The organism is Nodularia spumigena CCY9414, assembly GCF_000340565.2.
GTDB classification, from domain to species: Bacteria; Cyanobacteriota; Cyanobacteriia; order Cyanobacteriales; family Nostocaceae; genus Nodularia; species Nodularia spumigena.
Genome location: NZ_CP007203.1, coordinates 1,228,610 through 1,253,911 on the forward strand (window position 1 = coordinate 1,228,610; position 25,302 = coordinate 1,253,911).

The 25,302-nt window shown below is 39.9% G+C and carries 21 protein-coding genes; 10 read left to right on the top strand and 11 right to left on the bottom strand.

Features of this window, described 5'->3' with window-relative positions; translation table 11 throughout:
* Positions 1 to 10: 10 nt before the first annotated feature.
* On the bottom strand, positions 11 to 373 hold the full coding sequence (locus tag NSP_RS05410) for a four-helix bundle copper-binding protein (protein ID WP_006194945.1): 363 nt from the start codon (positions 371 to 373) through the stop codon (positions 11 to 13).
* Between the two features lie 583 nt (positions 374 to 956).
* Between NSP_RS05410 and NSP_RS05415 the strand changes: the two genes are divergently transcribed.
* Positions 957 to 1,556 carry an MBL fold metallo-hydrolase gene (locus NSP_RS05415; RefSeq protein WP_006194946.1) on the top strand — a complete coding sequence of 200 codons (600 nt, stop codon included), beginning with the start codon at positions 957 to 959 and terminating at the stop codon, positions 1,554 to 1,556.
* A gap of 60 nt (positions 1,557 to 1,616) precedes the next feature.
* Here the strand turns inward: NSP_RS05415 and NSP_RS05420 are convergent, their stop codons facing one another.
* Together NSP_RS05420 and NSP_RS05425 are read right to left on the bottom strand one after the other, a co-directional pair.
* On the bottom strand, positions 1,617 to 2,507 hold the full coding sequence (locus tag NSP_RS05420) for an ABC transporter ATP-binding protein (RefSeq protein WP_006194947.1): 891 nt from the start codon (positions 2,505 to 2,507) through the stop codon (positions 1,617 to 1,619).
* Positions 2,508 to 2,570: 63 nt separating this feature from the next.
* Positions 2,571 to 3,344, bottom strand: a complete 774-nt coding sequence (locus NSP_RS05425; protein ID WP_006194948.1) for an ABC transporter permease — start codon at positions 3,342 to 3,344, stop codon at positions 2,571 to 2,573.
* 492 nt (positions 3,345 to 3,836) lie between these two features.
* Between NSP_RS05425 and NSP_RS05430 the strand changes: the two genes are divergently transcribed.
* Complete coding sequence (locus NSP_RS05430; protein WP_006194949.1) at positions 3,837 to 5,777, top strand: FAD-dependent oxidoreductase; 1,941 nt, start codon at positions 3,837 to 3,839, stop codon at positions 5,775 to 5,777.
* Positions 5,778 to 5,905: 128 nt separating this feature from the next.
* Here NSP_RS05430 and NSP_RS05435 read toward each other — a convergent pair whose 3' ends face one another.
* Entirely contained in the window at positions 5,906 to 6,898 is a 993-nt protein-coding gene (locus tag NSP_RS05435) for a hypothetical protein (protein ID WP_231859539.1), read from the bottom strand.
* Between the two features lie 168 nt (positions 6,899 to 7,066).
* Between NSP_RS05435 and NSP_RS05440 the strand changes: the two genes are divergently transcribed.
* The 3 genes from NSP_RS05440 to NSP_RS05450 all read left to right on the top strand — a co-directional run bounded on the left by NSP_RS05440 (position 7,067) and on the right by NSP_RS05450 (position 10,808).
* Complete coding sequence (locus NSP_RS05440; RefSeq protein WP_006194951.1) at positions 7,067 to 8,242, top strand: sigma-70 family RNA polymerase sigma factor; 1,176 nt, start codon at positions 7,067 to 7,069, stop codon at positions 8,240 to 8,242.
* Between the two features lie 99 nt (positions 8,243 to 8,341).
* Positions 8,342 to 9,511: a DUF1822 family protein gene (locus tag NSP_RS05445; RefSeq protein ID WP_006194952.1), complete on the top strand. Its 1,170-nt coding sequence runs from the start codon at positions 8,342 to 8,344 to the stop codon at positions 9,509 to 9,511.
* Between the two features lie 151 nt (positions 9,512 to 9,662).
* On the top strand, positions 9,663 to 10,808 hold the full coding sequence (locus tag NSP_RS05450) for a Gfo/Idh/MocA family protein (RefSeq protein ID WP_006194953.1): 1,146 nt from the start codon (positions 9,663 to 9,665) through the stop codon (positions 10,806 to 10,808).
* A 79-nt stretch (positions 10,809 to 10,887) separates the two neighbouring features.
* Here the strand turns inward: NSP_RS05450 and NSP_RS05455 are convergent, their stop codons facing one another.
* The 3 genes from NSP_RS05455 to NSP_RS05465 all read right to left on the bottom strand — a co-directional run bounded on the left by NSP_RS05455 (position 10,888) and on the right by NSP_RS05465 (position 12,022).
* Positions 10,888 to 11,127: a hypothetical protein gene (locus tag NSP_RS05455; RefSeq protein ID WP_006194954.1), complete on the bottom strand. Its 240-nt coding sequence runs from the start codon at positions 11,125 to 11,127 to the stop codon at positions 10,888 to 10,890.
* Between the two features lie 215 nt (positions 11,128 to 11,342).
* Positions 11,343 to 11,576: a hypothetical protein gene (locus NSP_RS05460; RefSeq protein ID WP_006194955.1), complete on the bottom strand. Its 234-nt coding sequence runs from the start codon at positions 11,574 to 11,576 to the stop codon at positions 11,343 to 11,345.
* 212 nt (positions 11,577 to 11,788) lie between these two features.
* A complete protein-coding gene (locus NSP_RS05465; RefSeq protein ID WP_006194956.1) occupies positions 11,789 to 12,022 on the bottom strand; it encodes a hypothetical protein in 234 nt (77 codons plus the stop codon).
* A 496-nt stretch (positions 12,023 to 12,518) separates the two neighbouring features.
* On the opposite strand from NSP_RS05465, the gene modA reads away from it, so the two are divergent.
* The gene (gene modA / locus NSP_RS05470; RefSeq protein WP_006194957.1) at positions 12,519 to 13,313 is read left to right on the top strand and encodes a molybdate ABC transporter substrate-binding protein; all 795 of its coding nucleotides are present in this window, start codon (positions 12,519 to 12,521) and stop codon (positions 13,311 to 13,313) included.
* 103 nt (positions 13,314 to 13,416) lie between these two features.
* Entirely contained in the window at positions 13,417 to 15,225 is a 1,809-nt protein-coding gene (gene modB / locus NSP_RS05475; RefSeq protein WP_006194958.1) for a molybdate ABC transporter permease subunit, read from the top strand.
* A 322-nt stretch (positions 15,226 to 15,547) separates the two neighbouring features.
* Here modB and NSP_RS05480 read toward each other — a convergent pair whose 3' ends face one another.
* Entirely contained in the window at positions 15,548 to 16,207 is a 660-nt protein-coding gene (locus NSP_RS05480) for a methyltransferase domain-containing protein (RefSeq protein WP_006194959.1), read from the bottom strand.
* A 151-nt stretch (positions 16,208 to 16,358) separates the two neighbouring features.
* Entirely contained in the window at positions 16,359 to 17,216 is an 858-nt protein-coding gene (locus tag NSP_RS05485; RefSeq protein ID WP_006194960.1) for a DUF4351 domain-containing protein, read from the bottom strand.
* A gap of 149 nt (positions 17,217 to 17,365) precedes the next feature.
* Between NSP_RS05485 and NSP_RS05490 the strand changes: the two genes are divergently transcribed.
* Positions 17,366 to 18,505, top strand: coding sequence for a substrate-binding domain-containing protein (locus NSP_RS05490; RefSeq protein WP_006194961.1), 1,140 nt, complete (start codon positions 17,366 to 17,368; stop codon positions 18,503 to 18,505).
* Positions 18,506 to 18,651: 146 nt separating this feature from the next.
* On the opposite strand, the gene NSP_RS05495 is transcribed toward NSP_RS05490, so the two are convergent.
* Positions 18,652 to 19,359 carry an HAD family hydrolase gene (locus NSP_RS05495; protein ID WP_006194962.1) on the bottom strand — a complete coding sequence of 236 codons (708 nt, stop codon included), beginning with the start codon at positions 19,357 to 19,359 and terminating at the stop codon, positions 18,652 to 18,654.
* A 1,039-nt stretch (positions 19,360 to 20,398) separates the two neighbouring features.
* On the bottom strand, positions 20,399 to 22,549 hold the full coding sequence (gene glgX / locus NSP_RS05500) for a glycogen debranching protein GlgX (protein WP_006194963.1): 2,151 nt from the start codon (positions 22,547 to 22,549) through the stop codon (positions 20,399 to 20,401).
* Positions 22,550 to 23,087: 538 nt separating this feature from the next.
* On the opposite strand from glgX, the gene NSP_RS05510 reads away from it, so the two are divergent.
* Positions 23,088 to 23,924 (top strand): alpha/beta fold hydrolase, encoded by an 837-nt coding sequence (locus tag NSP_RS05510; RefSeq protein ID WP_006194964.1) that lies wholly within the window; start codon positions 23,088 to 23,090, stop codon positions 23,922 to 23,924.
* Between the two features lie 127 nt (positions 23,925 to 24,051).
* Positions 24,052 to 25,260 (top strand): 4-Cys prefix domain-containing protein, encoded by a 1,209-nt coding sequence (locus NSP_RS05515; protein ID WP_017803869.1) that lies wholly within the window; start codon positions 24,052 to 24,054, stop codon positions 25,258 to 25,260.
* The last annotated feature ends 42 nt before the right edge of the window (positions 25,261 to 25,302 follow it).

Sequence of the window (25,302 nt, forward strand, 5' to 3'; positions counted from 1 at the left end):
GGTGGTAGTATTAAGCAGGCATCATTTGCATAGATCGGCAAGCTTCCGCACATCTACGACAAGAAGCAGCACAATCCATCATCTTTTGATCTTGGCTCATTTGTTCGCAAGCTGTGGCACAGCGATCGCACATTTCCGCGCAAAGCATACAAGTGCGTCCCATGAATTCAGAACCACCCATCATCATGTTCATACACATCATGCACATTTCCGCGCAGTCGCGCATCATACCCATCATGCTCATGTTCATTTGTTTACCACCTTGGCTCATGCAGTGAGTCATGGTTTCCAAACACATTTTGTGACATTCCATGCAAGCATTCATGCAGTTTTGCATTTCGGTGGTCATGGTTTCAGTCATCATCATCATCATCGGAAATTCCTCCTGAATTGTTGATGCTTATCTAGTGTTTTAAGCAGGACTACTTCTAACAGTAATCATATTTTTTGTAGAGTCAATAGGATTTTTTTTGCAGATTTTATCAACCTACTAACGCGACATAATTACCGGATTTTTTAGCCAATTCTACATAATTTTAGTGTAGGATTTTTCAAATCTCTTATTTAGCAATAGTTTAAATCTCCTCTCTTTAGGTAGAGATTAATTTAAACTATGCAGTGCTGAACTGGGGATCACAATCTGAGCTAATATCTCGCCTCAGAATAATGTCTGATTTTTGGGAAATTTCATCCTGTCAAGTTGTAACATTGATCACTGGGACTTCCTTGTGTCGCAAAACAGACAAACAAGAGAAGCAAACAGCAGATTTCAGGGGATTTTTCGATTCATCTGTGTTCAGTGGTTCGTTATTCTATAGCTACGCCAGGTAAGCTATAATGTAAATCTAATTGCAAAAAACTATATATAAGCGTTGAATTATAGACGGGATTATTGATACATTATTGATGCTGAACTATAAATCCAGAGTTATTGAAGGTACTGAACCAGAAACTTTATGAAATCTCTACACCGTCCCGATCTATATGGCTGGTCTACTTTCAATCCTGCAAGAAATATTGATTTCAATGGCATGGCCTGGGTTCGTCCAGGTGGTAATATCTTGGTTGACCCCGTAGCTTTATCAAATCATGATTGGAATCACCTGAAATCCCTCGGTGGTGTGGCTTGGATTGTGTTGACAAATTCTGAGCATATCCGGTCTGCTAAGGAAATTGCTGATCAAACTTATGCTAAAATCGCTGGTCCTGTGGGGGAAAAGGATGGTTTTCCTATACATTGCGATCGCTGGTTGGCTGATGGTGAGGAAGTGGTTCCAGGACTACAAGTGTTGGAACTCCAAGGTTCTAAGACTCCGGGTGAGTTGGCTTTGTTACTGGAGGAAACAACTTTAATCACAGGGGACTTGGTACGCGCCCGCAAGGCTGGTAGTTTAACAATTTTGCCTGATGAGAAGTTGCTGAATCGCGAGGCGGCTGTGGCTTCTGTGCGACGACTGGCGGCACTTCCTCATATAGAAGCTGTGCTAGTGGGTGACGGTTGGCCTGTGTTTCGGGATGGAGGCGATCGCTTGTTGGAACTCGCAGCAACTTTATAATTTAGTTTCGCGTAGCGTCTCCCCTCTCCTTAGTAAGGAGAGGGGTTGGGGGTGAGGTTTTTATCCTTGTGTCACCTCTAAATAAATATGTTCTAATCCCACAGGTAGCCGAGAAATGGAATCAAGTTCTATGCCTTCAAATCGGGCGAGAATTTCCTTTAATTCTAGAGGCTCTGGCAACCAAAAAGCTAACTCATTGCCATAAGATTTATGTGTAAAATTATATTCTTTTCCGCGAGCGATCGCTTGCTCTTTTTCAGCAGTTTTTACCACTAAAACTTCTGAAGCGGGAATCAATTTGCGTAACTGGGCTAAACTCCCCTCAGCTAAAATGTGACCATTTTTGAGAATGCCAATTTTGTCACAAAGTCGCTCGGCTTCATCTAATAAATGAGTAGTTAATAAAACAGTAACACCCTGATTTTTCAGTTCCCGAATTAACTCCCAAATTTGATATCTAGCTTCAATATCTAATCCTGTCGTGGGTTCATCTAAAATAACTAACTGCGGCTGATGTACCAAAGCCACTGCAATATTCAACCGTCGCTGCATTCCTCCACTGAGAGTTTCTACAGGACTTTTAGCTCTATCTAGTAAATTCACAGATGCGAGAGTTTCCTGTACTTGTTTTTGCCGTAATTCCCGACTTAAACCGTAAATATTCGCAAAAAAATTGAGATTTTCCTCACAAGATAAAGTTTTGTAGAGTAAATTTTCTTGGGGAGCAATCCCAATTATCTTTTTAGTAGCTTCAGAAACTCTTTGCTCATTGATTATCACATCACCACTATCAGCCTTAAGTAAATTGCAAATAATATTAATTGTTGTCGTTTTTCCGGATCCATTTGCACCCAATAAACCGTAAACTTCCCCAGACTCGATTTGTAGATTCAAATCTTGCAGAACTTTAACAGAGCCATAGGACTTATTTAAATGAGTAATTTTCAGCATAAATATTCTAGGGTAAATATGAAAATAAAAGAGGAATAAATTCCTCACTACAAGCAAATTTAATCAAAGTCTTCTTTCCACCATTAACATTCGCCGATAAGATAACCAACCACCAATAACCATCACCAAAGCAAACACTAGTAAAAACCAAAAATGTGATGTAATCTTACTAAGATCAGCACCCTGAGAAGAAACCCCAACTAGAGCTTCATTCATGTGATAAATAGGATTAAATCTGGCAATATTAATCAAACCTTGGGGAAACAGAGAAGCGGGTAAAAATGCTCCGCCTAAAATTAACAAAGGAACGCCAAAAGCCGCCACCAAAGCATTAACATCTTCAATGCGCCGTGCTAATTGAGTACCCAAAATAAAGCCTAAACCAACATAAGCCACAATACTCATGAGAATAATTGTCAGTCCTAAAATAATAGAACCATTGAAGGTAGCACCCCAAAAAGCAGCAATAGTATAAACTAAAAGCGTCTGTCCTAGACCAATGCAGCTGTGAGCCAGAAAAATTCCTAAAAAGTAGGACACACCACTTAAGGGAGAAATAAACAGGCGTTTGAGAGTATGCTGCTCTCTTTCCGCAACGACAGTGGCTACACTACCACCCAAACAGCTAAAAAATAACGCCGCACCTACCAAAGTTGAGGGCGCAGCATAGGCAAAAGCTTCCGCCAATGGTAATTCCGCCCGTTCTGCTAAAATAAATCCACTGAGGATTAATACGGAAATTGGGAAAATACTCCAAAAAATTAAGCTGCGTCTGCGTCGCAACAATTCAATTAAGATGCGCTGTGTTACAGCTATGGTTTCACGCCAATACTTCATGAAGGCTACTTAACCCCTGGTAGCGAAATAGTAAATAATATATTAAACTATCAAAGAATCTTCTAATTTGTTAACTTAAATTTTGTTATCTGATATTTTATCAGATAAAAACCTCTGCTATGCAATTTAAAGATGCCTATGATCAAATTTTACTCTTAAGCATTGACAAATTCTCTAATTCTGCAAAAATAAATTTGTTTAGGATAAATTAAGAGAGAAAAAATAATTAAAAAATCTTCGCCAGTTCTTAGTTAAGCTGTTACCCTTGGAATTTTTACATCAAGGGCGGGCAGAATACCCCACTAGAGTTATATTAAATGATTGTATGCAAATTATAGGATGTTAAACTGACTCTTTAGCGCTGAAGCCCAACTACGAAAACTATCCAGAGATTTTGCTGGATTGACATAGTTTTGTGTTTTCTGACTAACTTATTTACCTAATAATCATTATTTCCCGCAGTCGTTGATTGTGAAGCTTTAATTTTTTACCATGAGTTTACTATTTAATTCCCCAGAATCATCTACTATATCCCGGCGGACACTACTGAAAATATTTGGTATTGGTGCAATTGTCGGAGGTACGGGATATTCCCGCTTTAGTAAGCCTGAGCCTACTGTTTATCAAAAAGATACTCTGGAACTGCCGCAAATATTAAATAAAAATAAAAGTGTTGCGGTGGTTGGCGGTGGTTTGGCTGGTTTGGCTTGTGCTTATGAATTGAGTCAAAGGGGTTTTGCAGTTACACTTTTAGAAAAAGCCCCCCAACTCGGTGGAAAAATTGCCAGTTGGCCGATTGAAGCTGCTGGGGAAGATTTTATGATGGAACATGGTTTTCATGGATTTTTCCCTCAGTATTATAATCTCAAAAGTATGGTTTCTGAATTGGAGATTACTAATAATTTTCAATCGTTAAACTTTTATTCTCTGGTTTATCGCGATGTGAAATACAAACCGGAGGTATTTCGCCCCAGTAGTTCGGCTTTTCCTTGGAATATTATAGATTTAGCGATCGCCTCTCCAAATCGGTTACGTTGGGGTATAAACTTAACTAAGTTCAAACATTTACAAGTTTTTCAGGCCATTACTGGTTTTGAACGGGAAAAAAACTATCGCCGCTTTGATAATATCTCTGTAGCTGACTGGGTAAAAACCGAATTTCCCCAAGGTTTATACGACTTATATTTTCTCCCTTTTGCTAAATCTAGCTTGAACGCACCAGATGAGATGAGTGTGGGCGAACTCATGCAATTTTTCCATTTTTACTTTTTTGGAAATCCAGAAGGTTTAGCTTTTAATGGAACTGTAGACGATATGGGGACAAGTTTAGTTCAACCAATTGCTCAGTTTATTCAAAGTAAAGGTGGTAAAATTATTACTGGGGCTACAGTTAGTGAGATTCCGGCTGTAGATGGTCAAATTGATACTCTGAAATATTATCTTGATAGTAATCAGAATAATGTGCCTTTCTGGGTGAAGCGCAATGCAATTATTACTGATGAAAAGGTAGAATATTTTGGTGCTGCTGATGAAGTATTTGCAGTTCCTGCTGATAGTAAAGCAGCTATTTCTCTCACTTGTACTCATCAAGGTTGTACTGTCAAAGCAGCCGCAGATGGTAATTTTCATTGTCCTTGTCATGGGGCGGTTTTCGCTGCTGATGGTAAAGTTTTAAAAGGCCCAGCCGAAAGAGATTTACCTAAGTTTGAAATAGTCCAACGACAAGATGATCAGTTGCAGTTGGTAGCAGCGAATTATCAATCAGTACCACCGCAGACAATCACCGCAGATTACTATGTTTTTGCTACTGATGTTCCTGGTGTGCAACAATTATTTAAGCGTGTGAGTGGAGATGTGGATGCTAAAGTGCGATCGCAAGTGGAAAAATTAAGCATCGCCGATCCTTTTGCTGTGTGTCGTTTCTGGTTTGACCGAGATTTTGAGTGGGAACAAAGTAATTTTACTTCTTTATCTGGCTATTCATTAACAGACAGCATCACTCTTTATCATCGCATACAACAACAATTTATTGATTGGTCGGAACGCACAGGCGGGAGTGTGGTGGAGTTACACGCCTATTGTTATAAAGAAAAGGAATTTCCCACCCAAGAGGCTTTATTAACAACTTTTGAACAAGAACTTTATGAAATTGTTCCTGAGTTAAAACAAGCCACAATCTTACATCGGGAAATAGTCAATCAACGTAATTTTTCGGGATATCCACCCCAGAGTTATGCTGAACGTCCAGAGTCGAGTTCTGGTATTGTTAATTTAATGTTTGCTGGGGACTGGGTGAAAATGCCTTTTCCTTGTGGGTTAATGGAACGCGCTGTTAGTAGTGGTTTGTTAGCAGCTAATGAAATTTTACATCGTGAGGGTTTACAAAGGCGATCGCTTTTAACTGTGAATCCAGAGGGAATGTTACAAATTTAATTTTTAACGCAAAGGGGCGCGGAGGTAAGCGCATTCGCCTTTAGGCGTTCCCGCAGGGTAGGTACGCGGAGTTGTTAAAATCCCGGTGTCTGAGAGATACCGGGATTTTGGTTGGGTGAAACTAAAATCTACGCAATCCTCACGATTAATCGCGCTACGCAACGGCTTCTTTTTAGCCACCGGAAAGGACGCTTGGCGTTATTCCAACAACTCACAAATTGATTATATATGCTTGTGGCTTCTGAACCTGCTTTCACTACACAAGCGGCTAAAGCAGTCCACTTTCCGGCTACGGCGTAACCAATACAGGGTATTGCTGCTGCTGCATACGCTGGAGGTATCAACATATTACTAATGCTTTGCATCATACCAGAAACTGCAATGCCAATATGATAGTTAGCTAATGTATTCTCTATGTTTGCTGGGACAAAGCTTTGAAATTTATCAAACTTATCTTCGAGGAATTTCAGATTGTTTCGAGGTGTTTGTAAGGTAGGGTTAATTTGAGGTGTTTGTAAAGTAGGGTTATTGATTTGTAATTCCAAAGCAGGTTTGAATAATGTTGGTTGTTCTCGCAGATAAATCTGTTTTGCTGGTGGTTCTATGGACTCCAATAACTCGCGGCGTTCGGTAACTGATAAATTTTGGATAATAGATTTATCAAGTCGGATAGTTCCTACTTTGATTTGTCTCTCAATCGTGTTAGCCCTTTGTTCAATTTTTTCTAAACGGGGCTGATTCGCTTTTTCGGCTTTTTCAAATGTTACTAAAGAATTAATACTGCCTTGTTTACCTTCAGTTTTGGCTAAAGTCTCGGCTTCTTTTAAAGCATTATCTAAGCCGGCTTTTAGGGCTTCTGCATAAGCAAATGCTGCTTGTTCTACTTGTTCAGTGTCTTTGAGGGTAGCTACTTTTTTGCGTTCTACTTGGTTCAATGCAGTTTCTAGCTGGTTTAATCTGGTTGTTGCATTTCTTAACTGTGTGACAGTAATTTGTGATTTTATCAGTTGAGTATTTTGGGGTATCCGGGGTATTTGGGCAAAAGCGCTAACACTCACTAATAAACTGCTCAAAACAGCTAAAAATATCAATTTAGCTCTCTTAAAATTTCCCAACATCATTTTTTCTCCACAATTTTAGAAACTATTTTTTGATTTATTAAGCATTGCATCAAAGATTTATAATCTTTTGAGTGCAAGGCGAAACAGGAGACTCATCTTGTGTAGTAAAGTTTGTGCAGGCGACTTTTAACGCCTTCAGTTTTCCTATAGGTTGGGTTCCTATTTTTTATGCAACCTCGACAAAGCATCATTGAAATTTTTGCAACTTTCGTGCAGTTTGACGAAGACAGCTTCAGTCGTTGGGCGACAGAATCAAGATTGCGTCGCAGCATCCAAAGTTGTCTTCAGCAAACACCAAAAAACACAAACGAAAATTTTTGGGTATTGTATTGGTATAAGTTTTGGCAAGTTCCTGAAACTAAATTTTTAGCACAGCAACATCTTACGGCTTATTTACAAGAAGCTTGTTATTGGAGTTCTCAAAAAACAGCCGCTAATTTTGTGAGTAATCAGTATAAGGTTTCCGATTGCTTTCAAATTGCGATCGCACAAGTTGATAAAGTGCTGCAAAATTTTAATCCCAATCACAGCAGTACCTTGAAAAGCTACGCCAGTATTGTGTTTGGGAATATGATTCGCGAAACTTTGCGCCAACGTCGTGAAGTTGATATCTGTACAGATTGGGGTTTGTTGCGGAAAATCTCCCAAAAGCGTTTAGATGAGTCTCTACAAAATGCCGGCTTGTCTTCAGAGACGATTAACGCTTATATTTTGGCTTGGCAATGTTTTAAAACTCTCTATGTCCCGGAAAAAGCTGCTAAATCTCGCAAACTTTCTCGACCTGATGAGCAAATTTGGCAAGCGATCGCTCAAGCTTATAACTCACAAACTCATCAAAAAGTCAATCCTCAAATCTTAGAAACTTGGTTAGTAAATACGGCTAAAGCTGTCAGAAAATATCTTTATCCCACCCCAGATTCGCTGAATATATCCAAAGGTGGTGAGCATTCGGGGGAATTACTTGATAATCTACCAGGGACAGAACAAGAATCTTTAATCCATGAAATTATCGCCCAAGAAGAAGCACAAAACCGCATTTGTGTGCAAGTCGAGATTAACCAAGTTTTAGCGAATGCAGTTACCAAACTTGAAACGCAAGTCCAACAGATTTTACAACTATGCTATAGTCAACAACTAAATCAGGATGCAATTGCTAAACAACTAGAAATCAAGCAATATACAGTTTCGCGGCGATTAACAAAAGCCAAGGAAATATTGCTGCGCTCTTTGGCGAATTGGAGTCAAGAAACTTTGCATATTTCTGTAAACACAGACCTACTAACCAGTATGAGTCCTGTGATTGAGGAATGGTTACACAATTACTACACTGCATTTCCTGACTAACTTATGTGAGAACAAATGTTTCCGTCTGTTTACCGGGGAAGAGAATATTTCCCTAAATAAACCCAAAATAAGCCGAAAAATTCTCTAAAAGAAAACCTCATGACTGCTAATACCCCCATCTTAAGTTTTGCTTCCACAGACCTGATTTTGGAAATTCCCCCCACGGTACAACATCAAGTTGATTTGCAAAGTCAATCTTTTGCTCATTCTATGAGTTATCAAGCCTATCTCAATGAACTTTGTTTGGGTGCTGTTTTACCTTGGTTGCAAGAAGATTTTACACCCCAAGCCCAAGTTTGGCCTCATCCTGCGGCTTTATCGAGTTTTTGGGAACTGGTGAATGGTACGGCTATAATAGTGGACGCAACGAGATTGATCTTAGTTCCTACAGAAAATATTGATAACTCTGAGTTACGTGTACCGCAAGAATGGGTAGATTTACCCAGTTGGGTAGGGGATTATTACTTAGCAGTGCAAGTAGAACCGGATGAAGGCTATGTCAGGGTTTGGGGTTATTGTACCCATGAAAAACTCAAGACTAAAGGCAATTATTACCCAGGCGATCGCACTTATGCCTTAGATGAAGCTGATATAATTACAGATATAAGTGTGTTAAAAGTGGCGAGAGAATTTTGTGCAGATGAAGTTAAAAGAGTTGCCACAGTAGAACTACCAATCATACCACAAACCCAAGCCGAAAATTTAATTACCCGCCTGGGAAAACCAGAAATCATGACCCCTCGTTTAGCCGTTCCTTTTCCATTGTGGGGGGGACTCATAGAACATGGGGGTTGGCGACAACGTTTATCGGAACAGCGTTTAGGACTACCAGAACAAAGGTCAGTTATCCAATGGTTGCAAAGCGGTGTAACTCAAATTGCAGCAGCGATGGGCTGGGAAAAATTAAATCTGCAATTGAGTCTAGCGGGCGCGCGGAGTTTAGAAGAAAGACAACCAGGAGTAAGTTTATCACGGCAACTAGCGATCGCAGGTCAATCATATGAACTGCTAATTACACCCCAAGGACAACCAGAAACCACACATTGGCGGTTTGAACTACGTAACACCACCATAGGCGCAGTCATACCCGGCGGTTTTAAACTCAGACTCCTCACCGAAGACTTACAACCATTTCCCCAGAATGAAGATATAGCCACAACAGCAGTAGAAAAACTGTACATAGAAGTTGCCTTAGAACCCGGAGAAGGTATAGTCTGGGAAATAGAACCCCTCCCCGACAACTATGATCGAGAAATCCTCAAATTCTGAAGAAGACCGATGTAAAAAACCTATTAAACCCTCTTACCTTGGCGTTCTTCTCCCAAGGGGAGACGCTACGCGAATGCGTCTAAAGCCCAAGGGGCATACGCTGCGCGAAGGCGGTTCGTCCTTCCACACATAATATAAACGCTATTAATTTATGCCTTCCGAAATCCCCACAAATCAAAATAAAATTGGTGTAGCAATACTTGGCACAGGATTTGGTCAAAAAGTCCATATTCCCGGATTTAAAGCCCATCATCGCACCGAAATAGTAGCAATTTATCATAGAGATATTAACAAAGCCAAAGCCATCGCCGAGACTAATAATATCCCGCACGCCTGCGACACTGTAGCCGATATTTTAGCATTACCAGAAGTGCAAGCCGTCAGTATAGCAACACCACCATTTCTGCACTACGAAATGGCTAAAGAAGTCCTGCAAGCCGGAAAACATTTATTATTAGAAAAACCCACAACTTTAAATGTATTTGAAGCCAAAGAATTATATCAATTAGCGCAAGCAAAAGGCGTAACTGCTACAGTAGACTTTGAATTTCGCTTTGTCCCAGGATGGCAATTATTTTCTGAATTATTAGCCAGCAACTATGTAGGAAACAAACGCTTAATTAAAATTGATTGGTTAGGTTCCTCCCGCGCCGATACTTCCCGCCCTTGGAACTGGTATTCTTCTCAAGATAAGGGAGGTGGTGCATTAGGTTCTTTAGGTTCCCACGCCTTCGATTATATATCCTGGCTATTTGGATCAGTCAGCAGATTAAACGCCCACTTGAGTACAGCCATTCCCGCACGACTTGACCCTGTTAGCAAAGAATTAAAGCCAGTAAATACAGATGATACCTGTCTGCTATCTCTGGAATTAGCTGATGGTACACCTTGTCAAGTTACTATCAGTGCTGTAGTTCACGCATCGAGGACACATTGGGTAGAAGTTTATGGCGATCGCGGTACACTAATATTAGGTAGTGAAAATCAAAAAGATTATATACATGGATTTCGGGTTTGGGGTTCCCAACCAGGTCAACCCCTCCAAGAAATTGAAATTCCCAACCGCTTAGTTTTTCCCCAAATTCACGCCGATGGACGCATTTCGGCATTTATCCGTGTAGTAGACCAATGGGTACAAGGAATTGAACGCCAACAACAAATAATTCCATCCTTGCGAGAAGGCGTTTATTCCCAGTTATTAATGGATTTATCTCATAAATCTCATAAAACATCAAATTGGATAGATGTACCCCACCTGGAAGCATTCCTAACGGATAATTATCACAATCTAATATAGCAATCCTATCTAATATGCTCTCAAGGTTCAGATCCCCCACCTCTTTAAGAAGTGGGGGATCTTTGGTTTCTTAACTTATTTAGTATCCAGAAGTGAATGACTTGGCTAAGTAGGTAACATGACCAATAGAATAAGTGAAGACAAACGCCTCAGCCAACTTAGTTAGTGTGGACAAATCGCTGACATAGCCGGCGGCGTAGGTGTCGGTGCTACCACCGGAGATGGAATCTACATCTCTCAGTTCATTAAGAAAACTTTCAGAATCTTGAAATAATTCAGCACCAGCATTGTTTAATTCAGAAAGAGTAATGTTAGCCATAATATTTGCTCCTCAAGCATTGGTTGCGAAAATTTTCCATTGGATTAGCTATCAGGGATTATTCTGAGTAAATAGATTAATCCCTGAACAGCCATCTAGTACAGCACGGTATCAAGAGAGATACCATTCTCAACAGTTAAATTAGCCTATAATTAAAGCCTGTTGACTTTTGAATACCGTGCAGAAATACTAATTAAATGAAGCGATGAAAGTCATTAGTATCCATAACTGATTGACTTGGCTAAGTAGGTAACATGACCAATGGAATAAGTGAAGACAAACGCCTCAGCCAACTTAGTCAGTGTAGACAAATCGCTGACATAACCGTAGGTGTCGGTGCTACCACCGGAGATGGAATCTACATCTTTGAATTCATTCAGGAAACTTTCAGAATCTTGAAATAATTCAGCACCAGCATTGTTTAATTCAGAAAGAGTAATGTTAGCCATAATATTTGCTCCTCAAGCATTGGTTGCGAAAAATTTTAATTGGATTAGCTATCAGGGATTATTCTGAGTAAATTTAATCCCTGAACAGCCATCTAGTACAGCACGGCATCAAGAGAGATACCATTCTCAACAGTTCAATTAGCCTATAATTAAAGCCTGTTGACTTTTGAATGCCGTGCAGAAATACTAGTTAAATGAAGCGATGAAAGTCATTAGTATCCGTAACTGAATGACTTAGCTAGTACGGTAACATGACCAATTGCATAAGTTGTCACAAACGCCTCAGCCAACTTAGTCAGTGTGGAAATATCGCTGACATAACCGTAGGTGTCGGTGCTACCACCGGAGATGGAATCTACATCTTTGAGTTCATTTAGGAAACTTTCAGAATCTTGAAATAATTCAGCACCAGCATTGTTTAGTTCAGAAAGAGTGATATTAGCCATGTTATTTGCTCCTCAAGCATTTATTGCTTTATTGTTTAGTCGTTTAACAATTAAGCTGAGTTCGCTTAATCGATACTGCTATTTTTATTCAAGCAATTAGAGAAAGTCAAGGACAAAAGCAGTTTTAAAAAGACATTTAATAGTAATTATTGTCTTAGTTAAACAGTAAATTAAGTCTGCTAAAAAATTGATTCTATATATGTAAAGTGTAAAGTACAGATGAGACTTAAAATTCAGAATTTAGTCTGAGCGGGAGTAAAACTCTACGTCTTTTTCGCGAATTTTGATGTCGTAATTTCCAGATTATTAGCCACAACTCAGCGTACCTCTGCGTTTACCTTAGCGCCCCTCTGCGTTAAAAAAGACCCCTGCCAGCATATATTTTGGCATCATGTTAGTTATGCTTGCTACAGAATTAAAATTAAATTCATGTGTAAATACAAACAAGCAGCTTTATAGCACCTGGAAACTTTAGTTACACAGTAAAAATAAAAAGATGAATAAAAAACAAATTCTGTCTCTGATTGGTATCGCAGTTACTAGCTTTTTCCTAGCGATCGCCTTACCCTTAATTAATCCCACTCCCCTAACAGCACAGCCAAACATCAACTTACTGATATCTGCGGCTGCCAGTATGAAAGATGCACTAGAAGAAATTCAGCCCCTATATCAACAAAGTAAACCAAACGTCAATATCAGATATAACTTTGGGGCTTCGGGAGCATTACAACAACAAATTGAACAGGGTGCGCCCGCAGATATCTTTATTTCCGCCGCTAGAAGCCAAGTAGATGCACTAGAGCAAAAAGGACTCTTAGTTGCAGGTACTCGTACCAACCTGGCAAATAACCGCTTAGTTTTGATAGTACCGAATAATACTAATAGCATTAATAGTTTTTTCAATTTAGCAGATGCCAAAATTAAGAGAATTGCCCTAGGAGAACCCAGAAGCGTACCAGCAGGACAATACGCTGATCAAGTATTAAAGAAACTGGGTATTTTTGAGAAAATTAAATCTAAATTAGTCTTAGCCAATAATGTCCGCCAAGTGTTAGCAGCAGTAGAAAGTGGTAACGCCGATGCAGGTTTAGTTTACGCCACAGATGCTAAAATTTCCAATAAAGTCAAAGTTGTAGTTGCGGCTGATGAAAAATATCACTCAGCAATTATTTATCCAATGGCAGTAATTAAAAGGAGTAAAAATATCCCAGCAGCCAAAGAATTTTTAGAATTTTTATCCAGTAATCAAGCCAAAACCGTACTTAAAAAATACGGATTTATCGTGAATTAATGGATTTCTTTCTTTTATCTTCCTTCTTCCTTTGTGTCCTTTGTGTCCTTTGTGGTTCGTTACTCATATAATTCGACTAAAACACGAATTAATTCAAAATATTATGGATTTATCACCTCTTTGGATATCAATAAAAACTTCCTTGCTTGCTACATTTATCACATTTTTTTTAGGGATTTTGTCTGCTTACTGGATGTTAGGATATCGAGGTAAAGCCAAGTCATTAATTGAAGGAATATTTATCGCTCCTTTGATTTTACCGCCTACAGTTGTGGGATTTTTATTACTGCTATTTTTTGGCAGAAATGGTCCGGTAGGTAAACTCATGGAACCTTTCGATTTTAGCATTGTTTTTACTTGGTACGGTGCAGCGATCGCCGCCACAGTGGTAGCATTTCCTATCATGTATAAAACCGCCTTGGGAGCTTTTGAACAAATTGATGGTAATCTTTTACGCGTAGCCAGAACCCTTGGTGCATCTGAATCAAGCATCTTTTGGCGCATCAGTTTACCCCTAGCATTTCCCGGAATTGTTGCCGCCACAAGTTTAGCTTTTGCGCGGGCTTTGGGTGAATTTGGAGCCACCTTAATGTTAGCTGGTAATATTCCCGGAGAAACTCAAAATATCCCGATGGCAATTTATTTTGCTGTGGAAGCTGGTGCAATGAATGAAGCTTGGTTTTGGGCGATCGCCATCATGAGTATTTCTTTATCTGGGATTATTGCAGTTAACCTTTGGCAAGAAAACCGGGGGAAACACAAACAACAAACTTCCCCATTACCCCAAGGAATGAGAAATCAAGAATACCAGATATGTCAAACCAGTCAGAAACCAGATTTATCAGGATTATTTGTTGATATTAAAAAACAACTTTCAGGCTTTAGATTGCAAGTATGTTTTAATGGCGATAGTAATACCTTGGGATTTTTGGGAGGTTCCGGGGCTGGTAAAAGTATGATTTTGCGCTGCATTGCAGGCATCGAAACACCCACAAAAGGACGTATTGTTTTAAATGGGCGAGTGTTATTTGATTCTGAAAAAAGAATTAATTTGCCTTCGCGCGATCGCCGCATTGGATTTTTAATGCAGAATTACGCACTATTCCCGCACATGACTGTAATGCAAAATATCGCCTTTGGCTTACCTAAAGGCTTATCCACATTAGCGATTAAGGAACAAGTACAGGCGCAACTATTAGCAGTACAGTTAGAGGGATTAGAAAATCGCTATCCACATCAACTTTCAGGAGGACAGCAACAACGGGTAGCCTTAGCCAGAGCTTTAGCAATCAAACCAGAAGCATTACTATTAGATGAACCCTTTTCAGCCCTAGATACATATCTGCGTTATCAATTACAAGAGCAATTAAGTGAAACCCTCAGCACATATCCAGGCGTAACACTATTTGTTACCCACAATTTAGAAGAAGCTTATGAAATTTGTCAACAATTATTAGTAGTTTCCCAAGGACAAATTATTGCTAACGATGATAAACAAAACATATTCGCACATCCCAATAATTACACAGTCGCCCAGTTAACAGGTTGCAAAAACTTTTCCCCAGTCACAGTAGTATCTGCTAATCAAGTCCAAGCTTTAGATTGGGACTGCACCTTAAAAGTGATGGAACCTTTACCCCAGTCACCAGCTTATATAGGCATTCGCGCCCATCATATCACCTTTACAAGCGACCCCAACGCAGAGAATACCTTTCCCTGTTGGTTAGTAAGGACAAGGGAAACACCGCACCGGATGACGCTGTATTTACGACTGCACAATTCATTGAATAACAATCATGATTATCACCTACAAGCCGAAGTATTTAAAGAAAAATGGCTGAATATCAAAGACAAACCTTTCCCCTGGTATGTGCGTTTAGATATAATAAAACTCTTTTTAATGCCAGAGTAGAAGATTTGCGGCTTTGCTGAATCAGAATATGAAAGGCCAAAATTGCACTTTTTTAACTCTTCTTCTTTGCGCCTCTGCGCCTTTGCGTGTTAGCGAAGCGGGGCGTAGCCCACCAAATTCATATTTTAAATCAGCACGCCGTATTTTAATGTGATTATCTTCACTATTTGAACACTAGAATTTCATAACTAATCAGGTCGAATAAACTAAAATATTCCAAGCCTGTAGCTGTAATCCAATCACCGAAACTCTTAACAATTAACTTGTTGATTACTGGGTAGGTAGGCTGAACATTTTTATTGATATTAACTACTTTTTCCAGTTAAAATCCTGTGTTTTTGGCAATCTCTTGATAATCTCGCAAAGTGATAAAATTTATCTTTTGCGTTGCTTTTGAGCCATAGGTATCAGTGATGAGACGATTTAATACTTGTTTTTCTAAATTTTGCCACAGACGGTTGATTTTATCGTTAATCAGAAAATCTACGATTATTAATTTACCCCCTGGCTTCAATTGGTTTCTCACTTCTTTAAAGAATATTTTTCTACTAGGAAAAGCAAAAATACATTCCAAAGCGATCGCATAATCAAATAAATGGGTAAAATCTGGTAAATCACAAGCATCAGCACAAACAAAATTTATCCGATTATCATTTTGAGGCTGAATAGTTTCGCTAGCTCTGATTACCTGCGCCTCATCAATATTTACTCCCACTAAATTTAGTTGAGAAAATTGATTATTTAACATACTGATTGTGCCACCAAAACCACAACCGGCATCTAAAATATGATCACCATGATTAATCTCGCTGACTTGAATCACTTTTTGAGAGAGATTATTAGCAGCTAGAGCAAAATCTAATAAAGTACCCTTAGCCTGAGAAGGATCTTCCCAGTAACCCCAATGAATATGTTGACCAAATGCTGTTTCTAGTTGATTATCTTCTGCAAATTTATCAATGAGAGTATCAAAATAGCCCACGAGTTGCTCACCTAAATTTTATATTTTAGAATCAAAGTATACTATATTTAGGCAGCATTTAAGTATTTGTCCGGTTTCATCTCCACTCCCGGACTATATCCTGTTCGCGGAAAGACTGATGATTAATCACTGACTCCCGCAAACAGTTACACTAATTCTGAGCTAACCAATTCTCCAAATCAGACACACTGGTAAAATCCAGTAAAGCTTCACCCAGATTTTCTAATTGTTCTAAAGATAAAGTTTGCAGTTGTTCGCGGATGTTAGATGATAATTCTCCCACCTTGCGAGCAAGTTGACGTAAAACGAGAGTTCGTTCTCGCTGTTCCCCTTCTAGTCGTCCTCGCTGTTCCCCTTTCTTTTCGCCTCGTTGTTCCCCTTCTTCGAGAATTTCCTGATAAATGACTGACTCTCGCATCATACCCTCCCGAAACAATGTTCTAATCAAATCCTTTCTAAATTTTAACCCGGCTAAGATTTGCGTATAGGCAGAAATTTCCGGTCGCTGTGTTGTTTCTAATTGGTTAACTCGTTGCACAATTTGTTCTAGCAACACTTGGGGTTGATTACTGGCTGCTAATGATGCTAATGGTAACAAGGCTGCATTCTCTAGAAATGGTTCCGGGTTTTCTTCCCACATCTTAATTACACGATATTCGTGACGGGTATTTTCTACCTCAAAGGCGTTAGGAATTTCAGTGTTATCTTTGGGAGGTAATAATAAAACTACTACTTGGGTAATTGGTAATCGATACAACCGATATAACCGCACCCAATAATCGAGCATTCGCAAAGGTAGGGGTGGTGTGGATTCGATTTTGGTTTGAAATTCTAAGTGTAAAATTCTACCTTCAATCTGTAACAAAGTGACATAATCAGCACGGATGGGTTCAATGCTTAATTCGGTTTTGAGGACTGTCACATCTGTTTGTGGTGTTCCTAGCACCCAAGTGGCGAATTGTTGGGGATATTTTTCCGAAAGCAGTTTGCAAAGATTGTCAAAGGACATTAATCATATATGATGATAGTTGACTTAATCTAATTTTAAGGCTTGGTGGTCAAGAATCTGGCACAAGCGATCGCATCAAATAGAACAATAATCACCATTTCACGGTATTTTAAAGGAAGACGAAACCACAAACACTGAAGACTTAACCAGTGGTAAAACAGGACGAACTTCGCAACAAATTAAAACAAACCAGAATCCGCTTGGGTATGAGTCAGCAAGACTTGGCTAACTTGGCTAATGTTACCCGACAAACTATTAGCGGTGTCGAGTCGGGACAATATGCACCATCCACTACTATAGCCCTACGGTTGGCAAAAGCCTTGGGTTGTCAAGTGGAAGATTTATTTTGGTTAGAGCAGGATTTACCAGAAATAGCAGCCACACCAGCCTATAATGTGCCATTAGGTCAGCGTCTGCGGCTGATTTTGGCTCAAGTGGGTAATCAATGGATTGCTCATCCTTTAATTGGGCAAAATGCTTTTCGTACAGAAATGATACCAGCTGATGGCGAAGGCGATCGCCTACCCGGTACAAAGACAATGGTCGTCAAGTTACTAGATGACCCCGGAAATTTACATCAAACAGTCATTTTGGCAGGTTGTGCGCCGGCTTTATCCTTATGGGCGCGGGCTGCTGAACGTTGGCATCCTAACCTCAGAGTACACTGGACATTAGATAACAGTATGACCGCATTGCATCGACTGCGCCGGGGAGAAGTTCACTTTGCAGGGATGCATCTATATGATCCCCACACTGGAGAATATAATACTCCCTTTGTGCGTTCAGTTCTCAAAGATACGGCGGTTGTATTAATTAACCTCGGCGTTTGGGAAGAGGGAATGCTCACTCAGCCAAATAACCCTCTAGGATTGAAAACTATTGCAGACTTAGCCCAAACAGGTGTCACCATTGTTAACCGTGAAACAGGTTCAGGGAGTCGCCAAGTATTAGAGCGATCGCTCCAAGATGCAAGTATACCATTTACCGCCGTCAAAGGATTTGAGCAAATTGTCAACGGACATTTAGAAGTCGCCCAAGCAGTCGCCACCGGCCGAGTTACATCTGGTATCAGCACAGCATCTGTAGCCACCGCCTTCGGCTTAGGATTCATCCCCTTACAACAATCACGATATGATTTAGCAGTTCTCAAATCATACTTAGATGAAGCTCCCGTACAAAAATTACTCGGCACATTAGGACATCGGCGCGTACTCTCACAGCTAGAAGCCATCGGCGGTTATAATACCAGTCAAACGGGGGAAGTAGTCGCCACAATTGAGCCTCAATAATTCGGAATTTCTCAGTAGGTAAGCACCGAAAAACCAAACTACATTACGAAAGGTAAACACGCCGGAAATCTTTACCAATGACCAATGACAAAGGACAAATGACGACCCCCACCAGTTAACTTTATTTCCGCCCACTTACTTAATTTTTAATTTTTAATGGGTTCTCCAAATAATTCTGGTAATAATTCCCTGGTTTCTTCCAGAGAGTCCAACACACGATAAGCCAAACGTCTAATTTCCGCAGATGGCTGTTCGATATCAGGAACCATAATCGGACACATCCCCGCCTGAAAAGCAGCTTCCACCCCCACAAATGAATCTTCAAAAACCACACACTGCACAGGCTCAACATTCAGCCTGCGACTAACTTCCAGAAAAATATCTGGTGCTGGTTTGCCCTCAGCAACATCTGCACTCGTCACAATTGTGGTAAAGTATTGATTAATACCAGCATTTTTTAACCGTCGCATCGCTCTAGTGTGAGCCGTCCCCGTAGCTAATGCAATCACCACACCCAAGTCACTAAGTGTATAAAGCAAATCTAACACCCCTGGCTTCATTGGTAAACCTTCTCGCAATTCTCGCTCATCACCAATTTCGATGCGTTGGACTGTCACAGACTCAAAAGGTAGACTGTCCCCGTAGATTTTCTTGAGTAATTTTTCCCGCCATGTCAAATCTCGCCCGACAAACTGCATATATAAATCGTCGTTCATGATATAGCCATGATCTTTGAGAGCCTGTTTCCAAGCCCATCGCGCAATACTTTCCGTATCAAAAAGTAGACCATCCATATCAAAAATTACGGCTCGGTAACTTGATAACACATTCAACGCCTTGATGTTTGTTAACATTTAACTATTTAACTATGTTTCTACCGACGAATAAACAGGGTTTATGCTTAAGGTAAAAATAAAATATAAAAAATATTCTCAAATTGCTGTGCGTCAAGGATTTTGTTGATATACTTGTTATATAATTCAAGAACAAAGACTTTTTTCAGTCTCTTGTCTAAATTTTTGCCTGATCATAGCTGGTCAACAGTATAAGGTATTTTGTATACCTTAATACAATTTATCCTAGAAAGCAAAACTAAAAATGCAGATGAGTTTGCTCTTTGCAATTGCAGTTTTGTTGTTATTTAGCAAAACTAGAAAATAGCAGGCTAAGGGTCTTAGATATAATCTAGCCTAGCCAAGAATTTACGGGAACCTCTTGGGCTTTATTTAAGTCCCATTATTGCAGTATATGTCGTTTAGACATGACTCAATATATATTGAGTCTACTTAAGCTATTAGTCAGAAAATTTATTTCTAGGCGGTTTCAATAGCTGTATTAGTTGATCTGAAAAGAGATATCATAACAATCTCTTGATATTGATATTTGCGTAATTTCAGCAATAATGCCTGATTAATGGCGTTGATCAACCAGGAATGTAATTTCCTAAAAATACTTTTTAACTAAATTTGTCAAGCAGCAAAAATTAGTTAAATCTATACACACTATTCGTTCATTTGATTGGAGGACTTTTAATGATTTTACACTACCTTAATATGACATCGATATTAGTTAAAAATGCTAGTTTATTAGTTTGGATGTCACCTTTTATGACAGGATTGATTGAATCCTTCCAGACAATATACAATAGTTTATGAAACAGAGGCTCAGAGGATGTTTTAAAAGTCTTATTGTCGGTAGCAAAACATTCTAGATCCCCCTAAATCCCCCTTGAGAAGGGGGACTTTGATCACTGTTCCCCCCTTTTTAAGGCAGGGCTAGGGGGGATCATTAAGTGCCTAAAATCACAGCCAGACACTTTTAAAAAAAGCTCTCAGATCCCGGACTTCTTTAAGTCGGGGATCTGTTGGGACTATATTACAAATTTATTACAAATTACTCTTCATTCTCAAATAAAGCTCTACCCAAACGCTGTAAAACCACAAGCGATCGCCCTGCCACAGAAATTGGTTTATCATCGATGTAACGTTTACCACGTTGTACAAAGCGTGGCTTAGTTGTATCAATAATAGTCAGCCATTCCCAGTTCTGTAACCCTTTGGGAATCACAAACTCCAACATTTCATGGTGAGCATTAAAAAACCACAAAAAGGAATCATCCATAATTCGTTCCCCCCGTGGCCCAGGAGTCGCTATTTCTTCACCATTCATAAAGATACCAATAGCCTTAGTAAAACCTTCATTCCACTGTTGTTCAGTCATCTGCTGACCATCGGGATTGAACCAACCAATATCATGTACCCCAGAACCGTGGATAGCTCTACCTTGGAACCACTTGCGTCTGCGAAAAACTGGATGCTTGCGGCGAAAATCAATCAGCTGACGGGTAAAATCTAACAGCGCTTCATTTTCTTCTGGTAAATCCCAATCTAACCAGGAAACTTCATTATCTTGGCAATAAGCGTTATTGTTCCCGCCTTGACTCCGCCCCATTTCATCACCCATCACCAGCATCGGGACACCTTGGGAAAGCAGTAAAGTTGCGAGAAAGTTTCGCCGTTGCTGCTTCCGTAACTTGCTGATTACCGGGTCATTCGTTTCTCCTTCTACGCCACAATTCCAAGAGCGATTATGATTTTCCCCATCCCGACAGTCTTCCCCATTCGCCTCATTGTGCTTCTGGTTGTAACTAACTAAATCATTGAGAGTAAAACCATCGTGGGCTGTGATAAAGTTAATACTAGCGCTCGGATTGCGTCCGTTTAACTGATACAGGTCAGAACTACCCGTAAACCGATAAGCAAACTCTGCCAAACTACTATCTTCACCTCGCCAGAAGTCCCGCACAGTATCCCTATATCTACCATTCCATTCCGACCACAGCAAAGGAAATTCCCCCACTTGATAGCCACCTTCCCCTACATCCCAAGGTTCTGCAATCAATTTCACATCAGCTAAAACCGGGTCTTGGTGAATAATATCAAAGAAAGCAGCCAGCCTGTCAACTGCGAAAAGTTCCCGCGCCAAAGCCGAAGCCAAGTCAAACCGGAAACCATCAACGTGCATTTCCAGCACCCAGTAACGCAGACTATCCATAATCAGTTTCAGCACCTGCGGATGGCGCACATTCAAAGAATTACCGCAACCGGTGAAGTCCATATAATAACGAGCGTTACCATCTACTAGGCGATAATAAGAGGTATTATCTATCCCTCGCAGAGATAAAGTCGGCCCTAAATTATTACCTTCCCCAGTGTGGTTGTAAACTACATCTAAAATCACCTCCATTCCGGCTTTGTGTAGTGCCTTCACCATCTCCTTAAACTCTTTTACCTGCTCGCCATGACCAGAATTAGCACTATAACCGTGGTAAGGAGCTAGATAGCAGATAGAGTCATAACCCCAGTAATTTCTCAGCCCTGTATCGACTAAATGTCGGGGATATGCGAGATAATGATGCACAGGCATCAATTCCACAGCTGTCACACCCAAAGACTGGAGATGGGAAATACTGGCGAGATGAGCTAGTCCAGCATAGGTTCCTCGGAGTTTGGCGGGAATTGCTGGGTGCAGCTTGGTAAAACCTTTGACGTGGGTTTCATAAATTACCGTTTCGTGCCAAGGTGTTTGCAGCAGTTCATCTCCTTCCCAATCAAAGGACTCATCCACCACCACCGCTTTTGGTACGAGGTGCGCGTCATCCAGTTCCGAAAATCCCAAATCTGCTTGAGGATCATCCCAGGGATAGCCAAACATTTCTTCCCCAAAACCGATTTCGCCGTCAAGTGCTTTGGCGTAGGGGTCTATCAGCAGCTTGTTGGGGTTAAAGCGATGCCCTTCCTGGGGGTTAAAGGGACCGTGTACCCTAAATCCGTATCGCTGACCAGGGACGATAGAGGGGACGTAGCAATGCCAAGTAAAATTACTAATTTCTGTGAGAGTTAGTCTAGTTTCTCTGTCTTGCTGGTCAAACAGGCACAATTCAACCCCTGTGGCGTTTTCTGAAAATAGAGCAAAGTTAGTGCCTTTACCATCCCAAGTTGCTCCTAAAGGATAGGGTTTACCAGGCCAGAGAGAGAGATACATATCGTCAATTTTTCCTTATGGAATCAATACACCTACTTCAGTATTAGAATAAGTCCGGAACTATTGCAAACACCGATAGCCTCCAATCTCCTAATTATTCCATTCGTCGCGGATATTTCTTTGGTTAACTTTAAATTAGGAAACCTGATTTTATTTTAAATCATAAAACTAATCTAAATAAACTCGTAAACAGGTTTTTACGTAACAAGGTTTACGGTATTTAGACCCATTAATCCCCTATGAGTATATCAAGTCGTAATAGATCATATTTAGGCGATGATTTTGAATAAGGATTTGTTAGCTTTTATAGCTAGTATATTTTTTAGTGTTTTCATGATAATTTTAATTAAAAGCCTGAATTTGCCTACCTTTGTTACTTTGAGTATTGCTATTTATACAAGTTACACTTTAATGTTTTTTGTAACATTACATAATTATCTTTCTAAATACAAAAAAATTAAATAAACTTGTTCCCCCTCCTGACTATATTTGTGGGTCAATCCAAAATCCAAAATCTAAAATCCAAAATTGTATAACGATGCCTTTACGTCAAACATTATCGAAATCTGATATTCAACTTTCTTATTTAGAGTGGAACCAAGGTGAAGAACCTTTACTGCTGTTACACGGTTTAGCTGATAACGCCTTCGTTTGGTCTGGTTTGGGAGATGACCTAGCGGCAGAATATCACATAGTTGCGCCGGATATGCGTGGTCATGGCCAAAGCAGTAAGCCAGAAGATGATTATACCTTTGATAGTGCGATCGCTGACCTGGAAACCCTGATGGATCATCTGGGATGGTCTTCTGCTCACGTTGTTAGTCACTCTTGGACGGGGAAACTAGCCGCTATCTGGGCGAGAAAAAATCCCGCACGTTTACGCAGTATGATTCTAGTTGACCCGATTTTTATCTGGAAAATGCCGAGTTTATTACGGTTAACTTTTCCTCTGTTATACCGTTACTTATCTTTTCTCAAAGGTATGGGTCCCTTTGCTAGTTACGCAGAAGCCGAAGCACAAGCGCGTCAGTTAAAGCAATATCAGGACTGGACTAGCTTACAACAGCAAGTATTTCAAGCCGGAATTGAACAAAAACCCGATGGGAGTTGGGGTAGTAAATTTACTATAGCAGCGCGCGATCGCATTTTTGAAGACGTGATGTGTGTACCCGGTTTTATTGAACCTGTGGATACACCGGCGCTATTCGTACAACCAGAAAAAGGGCTAAACCGTCAAAATTGGCAAATCAAACCTTACAAAACCCACCTAAAAAATTTCCGTCTGTGTCAAGTTCCGGGAAATCATTGGCCATTTTTGACTGAACCTGAAGCATTTAACCGGACTGTAGCCGCATTTTTAGCAGAATTTAAGTAATAGGACTTACGCAAGAACTCTCTGAAACCTTCTTAACTTCGTGTCCTTCGTGTCCTTCGTGGTTCGTTTTTCCATAATTTTGCGTAAGTCCTGAATAAAACAAGTCTGACTTTGACTGAATTTGATCATGAGCCTTTGTATTAATCCAGCTTGTCCTCAACCTTACCACCCAGATAATCAAGACCGTTTTTGTAAAAGTTGTGGTTCACCCTTGGAACTATTAGGACGCTATCGGGTGATAAATTTGTTGAGTGACAAAAATGGTTTTAGCAAAGTCTATGCAGCTGATGAACAAAACACACCAAAAATCCTCAAGGTACTCAATCAAGAGCTATCAAATGACGCTCAAGCCGTGGAATTATTTTGCCAAGAAGCATCAATTTCAGCACATCTGAATCATCCAGATATTCCCAAATTTGAGGATTATTTTCAGTATCAAACCAGAAATGGTTTAGTGATGCACTGCATTGTGATGGGAAAAATTGACCAGCCGCACTTGGATGGGTGGTTACAGCAGCAAAATCGTTTGATTTCCCCAAGAGAAGCTGTAGACTGGTTAAAACGATTCATACCCGCAAATGTGGTGAACAGTTCTCCAAATAATGTAACTTGGCTCAACTCAGCTAAGAATTCCGAAAAAGTACCACTAACAGCCCTATTCACAGCTTTGTTAGTTTCTTTAGGTTTACTCGGTTTGACAGCTTTCGCAACACTTTCACAGAAGTTTACTACTTTGGGAACATCAACGAAATCACCTCAAAGAAAAGGTACGATTGATTACTTTCCTTATCAGGAGGGAAGGGATAGTCAAGGTAAAATCGCCAAGTTTAATATCGCTGTTTTATCAGTTGAATATAAATGGCTGACTGGGAGTAATTTTCAAATTGAATATAATGATCAAATTATTAGTCTTGATGTTTTAAAATTGAAACTAGAACAACAAGGGATTCAGCAAATAATGGCAGAACCTAATGAAATTATTTCTGTAGGTATGGCTGCTTGTGGGGAAAATTCAGGAGTTCAAGAACGCAAAGCTTTAGAACGCGCTCAAGAAGTACAACGTTTAGCCAAAAGTTTATTTAGGAATACACCCAGTGTTCAAGGCTATCGCTTATTAAATTTTGGTCAATTTCAAGGAAATAATTGTCAGCAAAATCAGGATTTAACTGCATACCAAAAAAGTGTCATTATTATTGGTGTTAAACAAGAAGCACCAGGTGTAATTATCGATGAAGCTTTACGGGATAGATTAGAAAATAAACCCTTTGCTGATTTTAAGTTACAAGATTATTCTTTGGGATCAGTGCAAGATTTTATCACTATACCTAGTGAGTAAATCAGTTAACAGTTAACAGTTAACAGTTATCAGTTATCACAA